The sequence below is a fragment of the uncultured Aquimarina sp. genome, from assembly GCF_947495315.1.
In the GTDB taxonomy this organism is placed as follows: domain Bacteria; phylum Bacteroidota; class Bacteroidia; order Flavobacteriales; family Flavobacteriaceae; genus Aquimarina.
In genome coordinates this window covers 196,226-213,306 of the sequence record NZ_CANLYD010000008.1, presented here as the reverse complement: position 1 = coordinate 213,306, position 17,081 = coordinate 196,226, and the positions used below count along the sequence as shown (strand labels likewise).

16 protein-coding genes are annotated in these 17,081 nt (G+C 32.7%); 15 read left to right on the top strand and 1 reads right to left on the bottom strand.

What is annotated here, in order from left to right; genetic code table 11:
- The first annotated feature begins 34 nt into the window (after window positions 1-34).
- Entirely contained in the window at window positions 35-781 is a 747-nt protein-coding gene (locus tag Q0910_RS15815; RefSeq protein WP_299218494.1) for a hypothetical protein, read from the top strand.
- 5 nt (window positions 782-786) lie between these two features.
- Window positions 787-2,028 carry a sodium:proton antiporter gene (locus Q0910_RS15810; protein WP_299218492.1) on the top strand — a complete coding sequence of 414 codons (1,242 nt, stop codon included), beginning with the start codon at window positions 787-789 and terminating at the stop codon, window positions 2,026-2,028.
- 4 nt (window positions 2,029-2,032) lie between these two features.
- Here Q0910_RS15810 and Q0910_RS15805 read toward each other — a convergent pair whose 3' ends face one another.
- Window positions 2,033-3,043, bottom strand: coding sequence for a WYL domain-containing protein (locus tag Q0910_RS15805; protein WP_299218490.1), 1,011 nt, complete (start codon window positions 3,041-3,043; stop codon window positions 2,033-2,035).
- Between the two features lie 366 nt (window positions 3,044-3,409).
- Between Q0910_RS15805 and Q0910_RS15800 the strand changes: the two genes are divergently transcribed.
- From Q0910_RS15800 to Q0910_RS15740, 13 genes are all read left to right on the top strand, one after another.
- The gene (locus tag Q0910_RS15800; RefSeq protein WP_299218488.1) at window positions 3,410-3,640 is read left to right on the top strand and encodes a hypothetical protein; all 231 of its coding nucleotides are present in this window, start codon (window positions 3,410-3,412) and stop codon (window positions 3,638-3,640) included.
- Window positions 3,641-4,113: 473 nt separating this feature from the next.
- Entirely contained in the window at window positions 4,114-4,269 is a 156-nt protein-coding gene (locus Q0910_RS15795) for a hypothetical protein (protein ID WP_299218486.1), read from the top strand.
- 144 nt (window positions 4,270-4,413) lie between these two features.
- Window positions 4,414-6,396 carry a tetratricopeptide repeat protein gene (locus tag Q0910_RS15790; RefSeq protein WP_299218484.1) on the top strand — a complete coding sequence of 661 codons (1,983 nt, stop codon included), beginning with the start codon at window positions 4,414-4,416 and terminating at the stop codon, window positions 6,394-6,396.
- Between the two features lie 39 nt (window positions 6,397-6,435).
- Window positions 6,436-6,642, top strand: coding sequence for a hypothetical protein (locus tag Q0910_RS15785; protein ID WP_299218482.1), 207 nt, complete (start codon window positions 6,436-6,438; stop codon window positions 6,640-6,642).
- Window positions 6,643-6,654: 12 nt separating this feature from the next.
- Window positions 6,655-7,320: a response regulator gene (locus Q0910_RS15780; RefSeq protein WP_299218479.1), complete on the top strand. Its 666-nt coding sequence runs from the start codon at window positions 6,655-6,657 to the stop codon at window positions 7,318-7,320.
- Window positions 7,321-7,837: 517 nt separating this feature from the next.
- A complete protein-coding gene (locus tag Q0910_RS15775; protein WP_299218477.1) occupies window positions 7,838-8,401 on the top strand; it encodes an RNA polymerase sigma factor in 564 nt (187 codons plus the stop codon).
- Between the two features lie 314 nt (window positions 8,402-8,715).
- On the top strand, window positions 8,716-9,354 hold the full coding sequence (locus Q0910_RS15770; RefSeq protein ID WP_299218475.1) for a hypothetical protein: 639 nt from the start codon (window positions 8,716-8,718) through the stop codon (window positions 9,352-9,354).
- A gap of 129 nt (window positions 9,355-9,483) precedes the next feature.
- The gene (locus Q0910_RS15765) at window positions 9,484-10,221 is read left to right on the top strand and encodes a nucleotidyltransferase domain-containing protein (protein WP_299218473.1); all 738 of its coding nucleotides are present in this window, start codon (window positions 9,484-9,486) and stop codon (window positions 10,219-10,221) included.
- Between the two features lie 147 nt (window positions 10,222-10,368).
- A complete protein-coding gene (locus tag Q0910_RS15760) occupies window positions 10,369-11,427 on the top strand; it encodes a nucleotidyltransferase domain-containing protein (protein WP_299218471.1) in 1,059 nt (352 codons plus the stop codon).
- Window positions 11,428-11,442: 15 nt separating this feature from the next.
- Window positions 11,443-12,234 carry a hypothetical protein gene (locus Q0910_RS15755; RefSeq protein WP_299218469.1) on the top strand — a complete coding sequence of 264 codons (792 nt, stop codon included), beginning with the start codon at window positions 11,443-11,445 and terminating at the stop codon, window positions 12,232-12,234.
- Window positions 12,235-12,408: 174 nt separating this feature from the next.
- Window positions 12,409-13,800 carry a 3' terminal RNA ribose 2'-O-methyltransferase Hen1 gene (locus Q0910_RS15750; RefSeq protein ID WP_299218467.1) on the top strand — a complete coding sequence of 464 codons (1,392 nt, stop codon included), beginning with the start codon at window positions 12,409-12,411 and terminating at the stop codon, window positions 13,798-13,800.
- A gap of 7 nt (window positions 13,801-13,807) precedes the next feature.
- Window positions 13,808-14,494: a hypothetical protein gene (locus Q0910_RS15745; RefSeq protein WP_299218466.1), complete on the top strand. Its 687-nt coding sequence runs from the start codon at window positions 13,808-13,810 to the stop codon at window positions 14,492-14,494.
- Window positions 14,484-17,051, top strand: a complete 2,568-nt coding sequence (locus Q0910_RS15740; RefSeq protein WP_299218464.1) for a polynucleotide kinase-phosphatase — start codon at window positions 14,484-14,486, stop codon at window positions 17,049-17,051. The genes Q0910_RS15745 and Q0910_RS15740 overlap by 11 nt, the downstream gene beginning before the upstream one ends.
- Window positions 17,052-17,081: the final 30 nt, after the last annotated feature.

The following is a 17,081-nucleotide window of genomic DNA, read 5'->3' as shown; positions in this document are numbered from 1 at the left end:
CACAACCAATAACATAAACTAATAAACCAGCAATATGACAACTCAAATGCACTTTGCAGCTCAATATCTTGCTGCAGCCGGAATAAGTTTCGTTGATAAAAAAGATGATGATAGTCATACAAACCTTGGGTTTTCTGTAGAAAAAGGAATATTGTACACAAGAAATTTAGATAATAAACCCATCGTACTTTCTCTTAACTATGACCTTTTTGAATTAGAATGGAATAATACTAGTTCTAAAAACACTTTGAAACTAGATGGTACATCCCATGCAGAAGTATTACAATGGCTAAAAAGAATGACTGCGAATAGTGAAATGAGTAAACCGTATTCTTATGATATTCATTACGAATTACCCTATCAAATTACCGATGATTATGTGTTTAAATTACAAGATATTTCAGCGCTTCAGCAATTAAAAAAGTATAGAGTATTGGCATACGAAATCATAAGAGAGTTTTTAGATCGGAATAAACTTTATTCTGAGATTAGAATATGGCCTCATCATTTTGACACTGGAGCTTTTGCTCCTTTGGAAGACGAAGCTGGTCTTGCTATTGGATTAGGTTTAGCGATTCCTGATGAAGCTCACAATGAATACTACTTCTATATAAGTGCTTACCAAGGTCATGATAGCGTAGAAACAATAAATTTTAAACCATTATCTCTTGGGGAATGGAAGAACGAAGGTTTTAAAGGTGCTGTTTTACCTGTTACGGGTGTGAATAAAAATAATGGTGTTACTTTTTTTGAAGAAGCATTGACTGCATATAAAAACTAGAAACTATGTTACAGTCCTTCAGTATTGTTTTTTCCATTGCTGCTTTTTTTAGTTACGTAAACTACAAATGGCTTAAAATGCCTGCAACCATTGCGTTAATGTTGATGAGCTTAGTAACGGTTGTAATCATTACCCTAAGTAAGAGTATAGCACCTGATTTCTACCAGTTCTTTTGTGATATGGTTGCCAATTCTGATTTTAGGAGCTTATTATTGGATGGAATTTTAAGCTTCCTTCTTTTTGCCGGAGCGCTTCACGTAAACATTGATGAGCTGGCAAAAGAAAAATGGCCCATTATTTTATTTGCGACTCTTGGAGTCTTAATTTCTACTTTTTTGGTGGGAGGACTTACGTTTGGCGCAGCCCAACTACTTAAGCTTGAATTACCATTTTTACACGCGCTTCTTTTTGGAGCATTAATTTCTCCAACAGATCCAATAGCAGTAATGGCGATCTTAAAAAAGGCAAATATTGCCAAGAGTTTAGGAATTAAAATTGAAGGAGAATCCCTGTTTAATGATGGAATCGGTGTTGTTGTATTTTCTGGAATACTAATCCTCACAGGAATGGGAGAACATCACGGAGAAGGTTCTGTAAGCGCAGAAATTGGTAAGCTATTTCTAGAAGAAGCTGTTGGTGGAATTATATATGGTGCATTGCTAGGCTTTTTAGGATATCAAAGCATTAAGTCTGTAAAAGAAAATCCTCAATTATCAGTAATGATTAGTCTTGCCATTGTCATGGGTGGTTATGCATTTGCATCTTTAATCCATGTATCAGGACCCTTAGCAATGGTAGTAGCAGGAATGATCATTGGTAATAAATTAAATGTAGCGACCAATAAAGGACCAACAAGAAAACTCATTAACGAAATCTGGGAAGTATTGGACGATGTTTTTAATGGTATTTTATTTGTTCTGATCGGTTTAGCAATTCATCTTCTAAAATTTGATGCTGGCCATTTAACACTTGGAGTTATTGCTATTTTTATTGTGCTTTTGTCAAGATTCATCTCAGTTTTTATACCGTATTCTTTATTGAAGCATTCAGAGACAAGTCCTATAAAAACAGTAACTATACTAACTTGGGGTGGTTTACGAGGTGGTATTTCTCTGGCATTGGCACTAAGCTTAGCAGATAACCCTTCTTCAGAAGTTATACTATATATTACTTATGTGGTCGTGTTCTTTTCAATAATTGTGCAAGGACTTAGTATTGGGAAATTAGTTAAAAAATTGTATTCATAAACTGCTATTCATACTTTCCTAAAGCTCGTTTTAATTTTCCATGAATCCTGTCACGCAATCGCTCTGGCTGTAATACTTCTATACTATCTCCAAAACCTAGAATTAACCGCTCCAATTCAAAATTTAGTTGCACTTTAATACTAAAAGTTGCTCCTCTTTCATCTTGCGATAAAATTTCCTGTGAAGTATGAAATGGCTTTGTTATCACATACGGAGCATTACGATTATCTATTCTAAATTTTATCAGTTCAGGCGCTACATTTTCTGAAACTGTTACACCCACCACATCTTTATAATATACATCACCATCAATATGTTGATCTATATACGTAATACTTCCCTCAGAATTTTGGATGTTAACGATTCTATCCAATGCGAAAGTCGTCAACACCTTTCGTTTGTGTCCTATTGCTAGTAAAAACCATCGGTTATTAAACTCTTTTAATAACTGAGGATGGATAATGATTTCAGTTTCATCTCTTGCCTTAAAAGATTTATATGAAATCTTCAATACTTGTTTGTTTTGTATGGCATGGTACAATCTATCGATATGCTCTAACCCCTTTAGTTGTTCATTTTTTTCTAAATGAATAATTGGAATGTTATCTTTCTGAGTTGCATATACGGAATCTTCTAATCGTTCTAATACGCCATTCATTTCTTTAAAAAGAGAAAAATCCTTAAACTGTCTCAATATCTGTATGGATTCATTCATGATCTTAATATCATGATCCGTGACAGGAATATTCATTATACTATAATCCTCTTCTGCATACCTATAATATTTACGCTGATACACTTCTATGGGTGCGTTATAGCCTAATTTATCACTACGCATCATCTGGATATCCAACTGTACGGTTCTTTTACTTACATATACATCTTTTCCTTCATATTCATATAATGCGTCAGAACATGCCTCAATAAGATCGTCTAACACCCACTGTTTAAATTTATTACGTAGACATTGATCAATTGTTTTATACCGGATTAATGCATTTTTATTAGAAGCCATTTTAGTTTTTTTTAGAAAAACACGAATGTTTCTGTCACCTTGAGCGGAGTCGAAAGGTACACAACAAACAAACTATGCTTTATAGTTCAATATCAAAAATAATTCGAAAAAATACGTTTTATTTTCAACTACGCAAAAAGAATGCGTACTGACGTCGCATATTTGTACTATAAATAATAAAACAATAAAGATTATTATAGAAATTAAAATATTATGTATTCATAATTTAAGTTTCCTCTCCCTCTGGGAGAGGATTAAGGTGAGGGCTTTCGATATAAGAACCCCGCATCCTAACCTTCTCCCCAAGGAGAAGGAACTCTATTTAATTTTAAATCAAAAAAAAATAACAATTTTAAAAAAACAACAATGAAGTTTAATCAATTTTCTAAAAAGAAGCAGGAGATCAGAAATTATCTGTTAGCCGATGCATTTGCAGGCTTCGACGGAATAGGATTACACACTTCGGTTGTTAATGCTACTCCAGAAAAAATGCCAAGTGTAAACGGTACTACAGAGCTGGAAAAAGCGCTGAATTTACTTAGCAAGAACATTCTTGAAGTGCTAGTAACAGATAGCTATACTTCGCATATAGTGTAGATCTAGTAAGCTGCAAAGAGTGATGGTAAAGATCAAAAGTTAGTTGCAATTTTATCAAAGTAAAAGTCTCTTCTCCCCAAGGAGAAGGAACTCTAAAAACTTTTTAAAACAGCTACCTAATAAATCACTTATTGTAAGAGTACAAGATCCACTTATCGAGCATTATCTGTCATTATTTTCTATGACGCTTATTGAAACAAGGTTACAAAATTAGTTTTGTCAATCTGAGCCTATCGAAGACTCACGTAGATCTACCAGATCCTAACTAACAATCTGATATATCACACGGAGTCTATCGAACTACAGTTTGCCGCTACCCGAAAAGGGGAAAGTAAGGTATCGCAACTGTAATAGGATCACTTTCCCAACCCTATTGATCATTTCCCATAGGTACTAGGTATGTATCCACATACTAGCTGGGGTTGCAACCTATGGGCGTACCCCAACAATTGGAATATCAAACAACTAACAACATGAAAACTTTAAAATTTTTACTATTAGCCGTATTATTAGGTCTAAACTTCGTTTCTTGCGACCCTCCTACTCTCCAAGAGGAAGTTGGAGTCGAGCAAGTAGAGACAAGTAGTCTACAACCAACGGAAGATGAGGATGAGGATGTAGGTACTTAATTTTAATATTATATAAACTTAAAATTTCAAACTGCTTGATTAATATTTAGTTTTAAAAACTAATCTAACTGGAGGGGTTATCATAAAAAATAATTCCTCCTTTTAATAGATAATTTTTAATTTAGATGTTTAATTAATCCTAATATGAATTTCTTGAAGTGGAAATCCTTAGCAATATTCATTTTTTATGTTTTCATTGGTTGTAATCGAAACGAAGAACTTCTAAACAACGAAAAATCCGTATCCAATTTAATAAATGAATTAATAAAAGAATCAGAAATCAAATCACTGCCCCTAAAAGAACGTGAATTCAACTTAATAAAAGCTTTAGAGCTTGTTAACACTTTTGATGATTCACATTTTAAAGTAGATAAACTGCAAGAGATAGCCAGTTCATATTATTACATGAAAAATTACTATCAATTAAATAGAATAAACGAAAAAGCGTTAAAATTATCAAAATCCCTCTCTGATTCTGTTGGAATAGCAAAATCTTATAATTACAAGGCTATTTGGTATAGAAACAGAACATTGGATAGTACATATAAATATTTTTATGCAGCGAATAAAATATATATTCAATTAGAAAAAAATAAGAATAATGATCCTATTGAATATACATTTGATCAAGGAAGGACATTAATAGATCTTGCAAAATTATCCAGAATCGTAAAGAATTATAGGGAAAGTGAAGATCTAACAATACAAGCAATTCAAAAATTTGAATTATCTGGAAACCTACAATATATCCCTTTATCCTATAATAATTTAGGAATAATAGCGAAGCAGTTAGAACGATATGATGATGCAATAAAGTATCATTCGAAAGCCGCGGAATATGCTAAAAATACTGGAAAAGATACGCTTTATCGAACACTAATGCATAACAATACAGGCACTACGTATAAATCTCAGAAACAATACGGCAAAGCTATTAGAGAATATAAAAAAGGGTTAGCTTATAAAGACTTCTTAAACAAAAGACCCAAAAGGCTTGCTAGACTATTAGACAACCTTGGTTATGTAAAATTTCTTGCACATAAAAATAATGACAGTGCTCTCTATTTATTTAACAAAGCCTATAGGATAAGAGACAGTATAAATGATATAGTTGGTATTTCCACAAGCAGTCTACATTTGGCGGAATATTATCAATCAAAAGGGGATCATAATCTAGCAAAAGAATTTGCAGAAAAAGCCAAACAAGCTGCTAATACAATCAATGAGAACACAGAACTCCTCCAAGCCTATGATTTATTAGCGCAGGTTTCTCCACCAGAAAAAGGACGAACATATGCTATGAAATATATTAAGCTAAGTGACAGTCTGACCAAAAGAGATAATTTATTTAGAGATAAATTTGCCAGAATACGTTTCGAAAGTGAAAACCTAGAAAAAGAAAATGAGCAGAAAAAAAAGGAAATCATAGAAGTCCAAAACCAAAATACTATCTATCTTCTTGGATTATTATTGCTAGTTACATTTATTGGGTTTTTGATATACTTTTCTAGGCAACGTAATCGATATCTAGCGCAACAAAACAAAATTGTAGAATTCCAGGCGGCTTATGAAACAGAAACCCGGATTTCTAAACGATTACATGATGAGTTAGGGAATGACATTTTTCAGGTGATGATGCAATATCAAAACGATCCGCACGATCCACAAATCACCAAAAAACTAAATACTGCTTATACCAAAGCCAGAGATATCTCTAGAGAAAATAGTGAATTCGAAGTAGATGAAACCTATCTAGAAGAATTAACGGATATGTTGACCAATTATACCAAAAACAACATCAAACTCATTCTTAGAGGTATAGAAAAAATTAGTTGGGATACGGTAGACAAAAATCTAAAAATTACCATCTATAGAGTACTACAAGAACTGATGACCAATATGCAAAAACATAGTCAGGCAGATTTGGTAGCCATTGTGTTTAAAAACGAAAAGAACAAATTGATCATAAAGTATTCTGACAACGGCGTAGGCATCCAAAAAGAGGATATAAAATCAAAAAATGGACTCCGCAATACGGAAAAGCGTATTCAAGCTATCAATGGAACTATTATCTTTGACTCAGAAAAAAACAAAGGCTTTAAAGCTGAGATTAAAATCCCAACATAGGAAACGGCAAAGTAATTACAAGAAAACCGTCTTACGAATATGGATTCTGGCCTACGCAAGAATGACAAGTCATTTTGGTTTTTATTTTTTTGTCATTCCAGCGAAGGCTGGAATCCATTTCTGGGTAAAGTAACGCAAAAACAGACTTGTAATACGGAAAAGCGTATTCAAGCTATTAAAGGAACTATTATCTTTGACTCAGAAATAGATAAAGGCTTTAAAGCTGAGATTAAAATCCCGTGCTAAAAAGGATCAAATATGTTTACAAAAGTATTGGTAGCAGAAGATTATGAAATCGCTAATCAAGGTATTGTAAAAGTACTGAACGATGAAGTTAAAATTTATAACATTCACGAAGCTCAGTATTGTGATGATGCATATTTAAAATTTAGAAAAGCACATCAGGAGGAAGAACCGTTTGAGTTGCTAATTACTGATCTTTCTTTTAAAGAAAATCATAAAGTACAAACCAGAACTTCTGGTATAGAACTCATCCAAGATATTAGAAAAATACAACCTGATATTAACGTAATCGTATATTCTCAAGAAAGCCGACCTGATAAAATTAATATGTTATTCCAAAAACTCAATATAAACGGCTATGTATGCAAAGGTCAGCATGCCATAAAAGAACTAGTGCACTGTATTCAAGGCGTATATAAAGGAAATATTGTACTCCCTCCAGAAGTAAAAGATGCTAATCAAGATAACATTATCAATCTAGATGATTTTGACATCATGCTTTTAGAGGAATTGGCCCTTGGGTTTACCAAAAAAGAGATTGTACAAAAATTAAAAAAACAAAAAATCTCTCCCAATAGCGAAAGCACTATCGATAAAAGAGTGAGTAAACTTTTTGATGATTTCAAAGCTAAAAACACCACACATTTAGTAGCTATTGTGAAGGATTTAGGGTTGTTATAATTTCAATTCGATCTAAGGATTTGGTTTAAAAAAGCCATCAAATTGAGTGATTTTTCATAGTGAAACGAAGAAAAATTAGCTTGCCCGCCTGTGGAGGGTATCGAAATTAGGCTTTTGATTAAAATTTACTCGTCTTCGATACAATCCGCCTGAGGCGGATCACTCAAACTGACGTAAATTTTCTTATGTCGAACTCAGGTTAGAAAGTCTCCTCGCCGCGGCGAGGAGATTTAGAGAGATGTTACTGGCAAAAGTAAAAACCAACAAAAAGGTTAAAAAAAATCTATCTAGCTCATTTTATAATTTCATTTCAATAATACACTCAAAACAAGATCTAAACAAAGCAGTCAAACCCTGTTTTTATCACTTTTTTCTAAAAAAATTCCCTCGATTACGGAAATCTGTAAGGACTTTATCTGTAGTACATCTATGTTTGTACCATCAAAAAAAAGTAGCGTTGTATTTAAAGATTCTAGTCAGAAAACGAATAGTATAAACAAAAAAAGTAACGGGAAAAATGAATACAGATCAAGTAGTAATATCCGGGATTATTAAAGGGGATGAACGGGTACTAAAGGTTTTTTATCGAGACAACATCAGATACATTCAGGGATATATTCTTCGCAATGATGGGACCATGCAAGATGTAGAAGATATTTTTCAGGATGCATTAGTAGTTTTATACCAAAAACTAAAGTCGGGAACTTTAGAAATACGCGTGCCTGTAAAAACGTATTTTTATGGAATCTGTAAAAATACCTGGAGAACTCGATTGCGTAACAGACATAAGATCGTTACGGATGAAACCAATCTAATGGATAAAGAGGAAGTATATTCTGTCATCAATGATATCGAAAATCAAGATCGTGAACACTTATACCGAAAACATTTCCAAAAATTAAGTAGCGATAATAAAAATCTAATGCTTCTATATTTTCAAGGAAAATCTGTTAAAGAAATTTCACGAATGACTGGGTATTCTGAGGGATATGCAAGAAAAAAGAAATTTGATGTCAAAAGACAACTATTGACAATGATCGAAAAAGATCCACTATACAATGAGCTAAGAATCACTGCGTAGTACAATAAATATCTCTGTTAATTTGAAAACAACTTTTCAGAAAAATCGCTATAAAAAGAAAACCAGGTCTCTTGACCTGGTTTTCTGCGTTAAAACATATTCACTGACGACTGACTAGTCGAGTATGAATTGAGATATAACCCCATTCTTCTTTTTATAGCACTTTTATATGATAAACAGTTTTCTATAAAAAAACCCTACTAGTTTATAGTTAAAATTATTACAGAATACTAAATAATTGGATACTGGAATTAAAGATCACTTTGAACCCAAGAAAAATTTCCCTATCATTATAACACTAAAACCAATCAACTATGAAAAAAGTATTACTCCTACTTGTATCGATCTTGTGCTTGATGTCTTGCAAAGATGATCAAAAGCAAAAAACTACTGATACGGAAAACGAAACAGAATCCGTTCAAAACAATGAAGACAAAGATTCTAAAACAAATAGTGTAGACCCTATCAATTCAAGTTCTAAACTAACCGACGTAGATCTAGCCCAAGATGTAGAAAATTTTATCACCTGTAAAAAGGCGAGTACTGAACGAAACGACTGTAGAAACAGTATTACGAAAGTAATTTCTAAAGCTTTTGAACTTACCGAATTTAGCGACCCTAAACTAGGTTATGTAGTGTATGACAGTATACGCCCAATCGCAGAACGATCCAAGAACTGGTTACAATTAGGAACGGTAACTCAGGAAACCATTGATCAGGCATTGGCGCATACCAATAGAGGTGGTTTAGCTTTGATTATTGACACTGCAGAAACGTATGGTCACATAGTAATGATTGTACCTGGAGATAGCAAAAAATCAGGCTCCTGGGATATGAAATTACCCAATGTACTATCGCTTACTAATTACAAACCGGAGAAATCATTTAGCAATAAATCCCTTTCGTACGCTATGAAAAAAAGCGATGATCTCAAGATTTTTATCAGACAATAAATAATAACAATAATTACTAAACAGTCCTCAAGTGAAGTTTTCATTTGAGGATTTTTTTTGAAACTATTTCTTATTACGCAAAATTACTGCGTAATACTATTCCTTCTTTGTACTGTAATTGAAATAAAGATGAAAACAAAACTTAAAAAAATAGAAGAAGAACGCGGAGTTAAAATAAACTACGCTTGTGAATCCGGAAGCAGAGCTTGGGGCTTTGCATCACCAGATAGTGACTATGATGTCCGTTTCCTGTATACAAAACCATTAGCATGGTATCTTTCTGTGTCCGAAAAACGAGATACAATTGATATCATGGATGGAGATTTTGATGCAGTAGGATGGGAATTACGTAAAAGCTTACAACTACTTAAGAAATCAAATGTACCAGCCATTGAACATTTATTTTCACCAATACTATATCTTGGAGAAGATGTCGTTGTTTCAGAATTAAGAAGTATCGCAAACGAATGCTTCTCTCCTATCGCTTGTATGTTTCATTACCTAAGTATGAGTAAGAAATACGAAGAAAAGTTAACTAACGAAACTATAAAATTAAAAAGTTTGTTTTATGCCTTACGGACTTCTATTGCTGGGACTTGGATATTAGAGCATAAAACAATGCCTCCTGTAGTCTTCAGTGAAATGTTATCTTTAGTAGCAGATGAAATCGCAGATGAAATCAAAAGTTTAATGGAAATAAAATCGAAAAACGGTGAAAGCTATGTACATGCCAGAAATGAAAAAGTAATACGATTCATATCTGAAACCATCGCAACCAATAACAACTATGCAAAATCCCTTCCATCAGGAAAACCTGATCACGAAAGAATAGATGCATTTTTATTTAAGTGTATCACCGAAAATTAAGAGTAAACGTCACATCGAGTGCCACGCTTTTTGGGCGTGGTGTATCGAGATGCATCCAGAATGGGTCTCGATACAATTTTTTTTACAGAAAATGCTTCAAAAAATCACTCGACTGGACGTAAGTAAAAAATAAAATTAGACCTAAAAATGAAAACCATAGCAGAACTTAAAGCATCAGGAAATATCATATTCGAATGTATTAGCGGTAGTCGCGCTTATGGTTTGGATACCGCTACTTCGGATACAGATATCAGAGGTGTATTTATTTTACCAAAAGAAAAATTCTATTCACTAGAATATGTTGGACAAATCAACAATGAAACCAATGATATCGTATATTATGAATTACGAAAATTTATCGAATTATTGTTAAAAAACAATCCGAACATACTGGAATTACTTAATGTCCCCTCGGCATGTATTCTAAAAAAGCATCCAATTTTTGATCAAATCAAAATGGAATACTTTTTATCCAGGTTGTGTAAAGATACGTTTGCAAATTACGCATATACTCAAATCAAAAAAGCCAGAGGACTCAATAAAAAGATTGTAAATCCAGTAGATAAAGAAAGGAAAACTGTCATCGATTTCTGCTATATTAGAACTAACAAACAATCCACATTATGCACAGAATTTCTAGCTAAAAATAATTTAGAAATGAGTAACTGTGGATTGGTTAAAATCCCACATATGAAGGATTGTTATAATCTATTTCATAATTCAGAAAAAGGATATCAAGGAATCGCGAGAGAAAACGCAAATGAAGTTTGCCTAAGTTCTGTCCCCAAAGAAGAACAACCCATAGCGATGTTATATTTTAATGTAGATGGATATTCATCCTATTGTAAAAAATATAAAGAGTATTGGACTTGGGTAGAAAAACGAAATGAAGCCCGCTATAATAATAATGTAGCACACGGAAAGAATTACGATACTAAAAATATGATGCATACTTTCAGGTTGCTACATATGGCAAAAGAAATTGCAGAAGAAGGTGCCGTAAATGTAAGAAGAACGGATCGAGATTATTTATTAGGCATTAAAAACGGAGACTTTGAGTATGATGATTTAGTAAACAAAGCTGAAGAACTTAAAGAAAGTTTAGATGTTTTGTATACTAACTCTGAACTTAGAGAACGACCTGATTTGGATCAAGCAACTGATTTGCTGGTTAGTATTAGGAATGAATATTATGATTCAAAGTAAAAAGGAAAGTAGAGTATGAGAAAAGAAAATTCAATTGATAAATTGTTTGAAAATCTAGTAGAACAATTTTCTAAAATCAGAAATTTTGAGCTGACCCAAACTGACCCTTTAGGAAATAAACTTTTTAATTTTGTAGTTAAGTTAGTTTCAGAATTCGATTCATATCAAAAATTATTTGTTCAGTATTATGTTCCAGCATCTAAAAAATCAACAATTGCGGTAAAAAAAGAGATAAAACACTCCAAATACAAAAAATACTTTCATATCACAGAAGAGGAATTAAATGAAAATTATTATGAAACTATTCGATTGGGATATGTAGGTGCATATCATAAATATGAAAGTTATATCAAGAGACTCCCTGTTTTAATGGATGAATTTTTTAAGGAATTAGATTTTGATAACAATTTTATTCCAATCAAAGATTATCTGAAAAAAGAATTTGATATCGAATTAAGAAAAACAATATATAATTTCCCTATAACATACAAGGTAAATTGGATATGCAACTGCGTCAAGCACAAAGATGGATATCCGTTAAAAGAGCCAATCCCTTCTTTCTTTAAACATTTAAACAGTTCAAAAAAGATACAACTTGAGTCAAAAGAATTTAAATCAGATATGGAAGAACTTATTATTCATAATAACTTAATCCTACAAACCTTTTTTATAATTGGTTTTTATCAATATTTGGATCAAGAAGGAGCTATTAAAGAGTTGAAACCAAAATATCAGGAACAGGGAAAAATGGAAGCTTTAAAAAATCATTTAAATTCAACCATTAAGATAATGTTTAACGCAACTTAAAATTTAAACAACTATTAAATGTAATTTAAATTTTTACTACGTAAAATCATCGCGTAGTAATAGTACACCTTTACCGAATAATCCAAAGATATGGGTTCGAATCCCATCTGCGCAACCCATAAGTCGCGGTAGTTTAAACTAGGGTAAAACGTTGGATTTATTAAAGAATAAAATATGATATTAAAAATAACATCAAAAGGAAATAATGCAAGTAACTTAGGTTTCTTACTACATAAACATCCAGATAGATATCAAACGGAACAACTACCATATGGAACCGTTCATATGTTATATCCAAAAGTTACAGAAGAACATTGCAGTTTTGTATTGTACATAGAAATTAATAGTGTAAATCTTGCCAGGACGACTAAAGAGAATTACAATGCGTCGTTTAAACTAGGGCATTATGTAAATGACAGATCTTACGTTGCTTCGTCTTTTCTTACTACAGCTATTTCAAAGTTTTTAGGGAGTGCACTTAATGGTAAATGTAACAAAAGACCAGAATTGGTTGATGAAAAACTTTCTTTAGAAATAGAAATAGCAGCAGTTAAATCAAGAAAAGGAAAATCACAAATCCTTGATTTCTTTGAACCTTTGGGTTACAAAGTAGATGTAGAAGAAGAGCAGTTGGATGCTTCAAACCCAAATTGGGGAATCAGCCCATATTTTAATGTGAAACTACAGCATACAGAAGTTACCTTAAAAGATGCATTGACTCACATATATGTTTTACTTCCTGTCTTAGATAATAACAAACATTATTATGTGAGTGAAGACGAAGTTCAAAAGCTATTAGATAAGGGAGGTGAATGGTTAAAAGACCATCCCGCAAAAGAATTGATCACTAAAAAGTACCTGAAATTTAAAAAAAGTTACACGAGACTGGCATTTGATCAACTTATTGGAGAAGCTGAAGAAAATGATGAAATCATTCCTATTGAAACTGAAGAAAAGATATCATTACATCAAATTAGATTGGAGACTGTCGCAGAAGAACTCAAAAAACTTGAAATCAAAACCGTAGTAGATTTGGGATGTGGAGAAGGAAAATTATTAAAGTTATTACTTAAGGAAAAACAGTTCGAAAAGGTGTTGGGAATGGATATTTCTTACAGAAGTCTGGAGATAGCAAAAAAAAGATTGTATTGGGATCGAATGTCAGAATATCAAAAAAATAAAATTGATTTGATCCACGGTTCTTTAAATTATAAAGATGATCGGATTTCAGGTTTTGATGGAGCTGCATTGGTGGAAGTTATTGAACATCTTGATGAACCGAGGTTACAAGCTTTAGAAAAAGTGATTTTTAAATATGCAAAACCAAAAAATGTAATCATCACCACCCCAAACAAAGAATACAATGTCTTGTTCGAAGGAATGTCAGTAGGACAAATGCGTCATGCGGATCATAGATTCGAATGGACTAGAAAAGAGTTTGAAACCTGGGGGGATAGAATTGCAGAAACATTTGACTATACGGTTTCATATAAACCTTTAGGAGAAGTTAATGAGAAGTACGGAGGCCCAAGTCAAATGGCGATTTTTAAAATGAGAAAAGATTAATGAGAATATGGAAAAAGAAGAGTATATAATACAGTATGAAAAGAGAGTGAATAAAAATTATGATGAGCTCAGTTTTTTCATAAACGATAACCTCCACATATTGTCCAATCTGAAATCAGTTAAATATGAGATAATTAATTGTTTGATGATTGAGCAATTTCAAGCTTCAATTACAATAACAAATCACTTTCTTGAAAAGATGTTGAAATCAGCTTTGATCTCTAAATATATTGAAGGTTTAAAGTTTTCCGATTCTGATGAACTTAATTTGAAATTAAAGGAAGCATACAAGAAATATGATGATAAGACATTAAAACAATCGATTGATAGTGCTTTAGAAATAGACATAATAAATAAGGATGAATTCAACTATATCAATAAAGTAAGGGATGATATAAGAAATGCATTTTCACACGCTCAAATGGATAAAATAAATAAAGGAAAGCCCGAAAGAATAAAAATGTTTTCCTTTAACATAAATGAAGTTCAAAAAAGTATTATTAATACTGCTACTGTACCAAAAGGTAAGGAGCTTAATATATCTACTCAAGAATTAGGAATTCAAGCCTTAATCCAAGAAGATCATTCAAAATCTATTGCTTACACATATTTCAAGAGTATTTATACAATAACTAAAAATATTGATGTAAGACTAGACTTTAAAAAAGAATATTATACTAAGAATGAGAAATAAAATACATATCCCAGAATTATCATTAGTGGTATTAGTTGGAACCTCTGGTTCTGGTAAATCTACTTTTGCAAAACAAAACTTCTTACCAACAGAAACAGTTTCTTCCGACTATTGTAGAGGAATAGTTTCTGATGATGAAAATAGTATGGAAGCCACGGGTGATGCTTTTGAATTGGCGCATTATATCATCAAAAAGCGATTGAAAAGAGGAAACCTTACGGTTGTGGATGCAACCAATGTTCAGGCAGATGCCAGAAAACCATTGTTGCAAATAGCCAAAGAGTTCCATACACTTCCTGTAGCGATTGTTTTAAATATTGATAAAAAGATTTGTCAAGAAAGAAATGTAGAACGTCCAGATAGAAATTTTGGTGGCCATGTGATTAGAAACCAGCACAGTCAATTAAAAAGATCATTAAGACAATTAAAAAGAGAAGGTTTTCGATATATCCATGTTATTAACTCTCCGGAAGAGATAGAACAGATTGAAATTGTCAAAGATAAATTATGGAATAATAAAAAACATATCACAGGACCTTTTGATATCATTGGAGATGTTCACGGATGTTTTACAGAGCTTAAAGAATTATTGGAAAAACTAGATTATAAAATCACTAAGCATAAAGATAGAGATAAGAATTATGGATATACTGTTAGTAATCCAGCTGATAGAAAAGCAATCTTTGTGGGTGATCTAGTAGATAGAGGTCCAGCATCCAATGAGGTATTGAGGTTAGTAATGTCTATGGTCAAAAATGATCAAGCTTATGTTGTTTGTGGAAACCATGATAGTAAACTATACAAGAAACTAATTGGTAGAAATGTGCAAATCAAACATGGCTTGGCAGAGACTTTGGAACAATTAGAAAATGAACCTCAGAAATTTATTGACGAGTTAAAAACATTCTTAGATAAATTGATCAGTCATTATGTTTTTGATGATGGTAAATTAGTTGTAGCTCATGCCGGGTTAAAAGAAGAAATGCAAGGTAGAGGATCAGGAGCTGTACGATCATTCTGCATGTATGGAGATACTACAGGAGAAATTGATGAGTTTGGTCTACCTGTTCGATTAGATTGGGCAAAAGATTACAAAGGCAAGGCAATGGTTGTTTATGGCCATACTCCAGTGCCAGAAGCAGAATGGTTGAACAAAACAATTGATATTGATACAGGTTGTGTTTTTGGAGGGAAACTTACTGCGCTGAGATATCCAGAAAGAGAATTGGTAGAAGTGAAAGCAAACAAAGCCTATGCTGAATCTAAAAAACCATTAGTTCCAGAAACAAACAATCTATCTGCACAACATGAAAATGATGATATCATTGATATTAAAGATGTATCTGGAAAAAGACATATCAAAACTAAGTATAATGAAACCATTACGATAAGAGAAGAACACAGTATTGCAGCATTAGAGGTGATGAGTCGATTTGCAGTAAACCCAAAGTGGCTAGCGTATTTACCACCTACAATGTCACCAAGCGAAACGAGTACTATTTCGGATTATCTTGAACATCCTGAAGAAGCCATCAAATATTATCAATCCAGAGGTGTACATAAAATTGTTTGCGAAGAAAAGCATATGGGATCTCGAGCAGTATTTGTTGTGGGTAAGGATGAAAACACTATTGCCAAAGGTTTCGGCATTACTGGAGAAGGAATTGGGAAAATATATACTCGAACTGGAAGAGATTTTTTTACGGATTTAGAATTAGAACAAGCGATTCTCAGAAGGTTTAGAGATGCAATGAACCAAAGTGATTTTTGGAATACATTTAGTTCTGATTGGGCAATTTTTGATTGCGAATTAATGCCTTGGTCTGCAAAAGCAATGCAATTAATAGAAGATCAATATGCAGCAGTAGGTTCTGCCGGTGAAATTGCTATAAAAGCTATTTCCAGGCAATTAGAGAATGGAGTGTCAAAGCATCCTGAATTAAATGATTTATTGAACAAAACAAAGCAGCATTCAAATTTGAATGCTAAATTTAGGAAAGCATATAATCAATACTGTTGGGATGTAAAATCCATAGAGGATTATAAGATTGCTCCTTTTCATCTTTTGGCAACTGAAGGAAAAGTACATACAGATAAAGATCATCAATGGCATATGGATACCATTGCAGATATAGCGATTAAGGACAGCTTATTAATAGCAACACCATATAAAGTGATTCATTTGGATAACAAAAAAGAAATCATGGATGCTATAGATTGGTGGGTACAACTTACCGAAAAAGGTGGAGAAGGAATGGTTGTAAAACCTTTTGAATTTATTACTAAAGGAAAGAAAGGGTTAATACAACCTGCAATCAAATGTAGAGGTAAAGAATATTTGCGAATTATTTATGGAGCAGATTATGATACAGAACAGAATTTAAAAAACCTTCGCAATAGAGGATTATCTAAAAAGCGTTCTATGGCAATTAAAGAATTTAGTTTAGGTCTTGAAGCGCTGGATAGATTTGTGAATAAAGCTCCATTGAGAGATGTTCATGAATGTGTTTTTGGGGTGCTGGCAATGGAAAGTGAACCTGTAGATCCTAGACTATAAAAACAACTAAAATGGCAACAAGAAAAGGAA

Coding starts and splice junctions, on each gene's coding strand:
- Q0910_RS15815 (WP_299218494.1), top strand. CDS start 35: ATGACAACTCAAATGCACTTTGCAGCTCAATATCTTGCTGCAGCCGGA.
- Q0910_RS15810 (WP_299218492.1), top strand. CDS start 787: ATGTTACAGTCCTTCAGTATTGTTTTTTCCATTGCTGCTTTTTTTAGT.
- Q0910_RS15805 (WP_299218490.1), bottom strand. CDS start 3,043: ATGGCTTCTAATAAAAATGCATTAATCCGGTATAAAACAATTGATCAA.
- Q0910_RS15800 (WP_299218488.1), top strand. CDS start 3,410: ATGAAGTTTAATCAATTTTCTAAAAAGAAGCAGGAGATCAGAAATTAT.
- Q0910_RS15795 (WP_299218486.1), top strand. CDS start 4,114: ATGAAAACTTTAAAATTTTTACTATTAGCCGTATTATTAGGTCTAAAC.
- Q0910_RS15790 (WP_299218484.1), top strand. CDS start 4,414: ATGAATTTCTTGAAGTGGAAATCCTTAGCAATATTCATTTTTTATGTT.
- Q0910_RS15785 (WP_299218482.1), top strand. CDS start 6,436: ATGGATTCTGGCCTACGCAAGAATGACAAGTCATTTTGGTTTTTATTT.
- Q0910_RS15780 (WP_299218479.1), top strand. CDS start 6,655: ATGTTTACAAAAGTATTGGTAGCAGAAGATTATGAAATCGCTAATCAA.
- Q0910_RS15775 (WP_299218477.1), top strand. CDS start 7,838: ATGAATACAGATCAAGTAGTAATATCCGGGATTATTAAAGGGGATGAA.
- Q0910_RS15770 (WP_299218475.1), top strand. CDS start 8,716: ATGAAAAAAGTATTACTCCTACTTGTATCGATCTTGTGCTTGATGTCT.
- Q0910_RS15765 (WP_299218473.1), top strand. CDS start 9,484: ATGAAAACAAAACTTAAAAAAATAGAAGAAGAACGCGGAGTTAAAATA.
- Q0910_RS15760 (WP_299218471.1), top strand. CDS start 10,369: ATGAAAACCATAGCAGAACTTAAAGCATCAGGAAATATCATATTCGAA.
- Q0910_RS15755 (WP_299218469.1), top strand. CDS start 11,443: ATGAGAAAAGAAAATTCAATTGATAAATTGTTTGAAAATCTAGTAGAA.
- Q0910_RS15750 (WP_299218467.1), top strand. CDS start 12,409: ATGATATTAAAAATAACATCAAAAGGAAATAATGCAAGTAACTTAGGT.
- Q0910_RS15745 (WP_299218466.1), top strand. CDS start 13,808: ATGGAAAAAGAAGAGTATATAATACAGTATGAAAAGAGAGTGAATAAA.
- Q0910_RS15740 (WP_299218464.1), top strand. CDS start 14,484: ATGAGAAATAAAATACATATCCCAGAATTATCATTAGTGGTATTAGTT.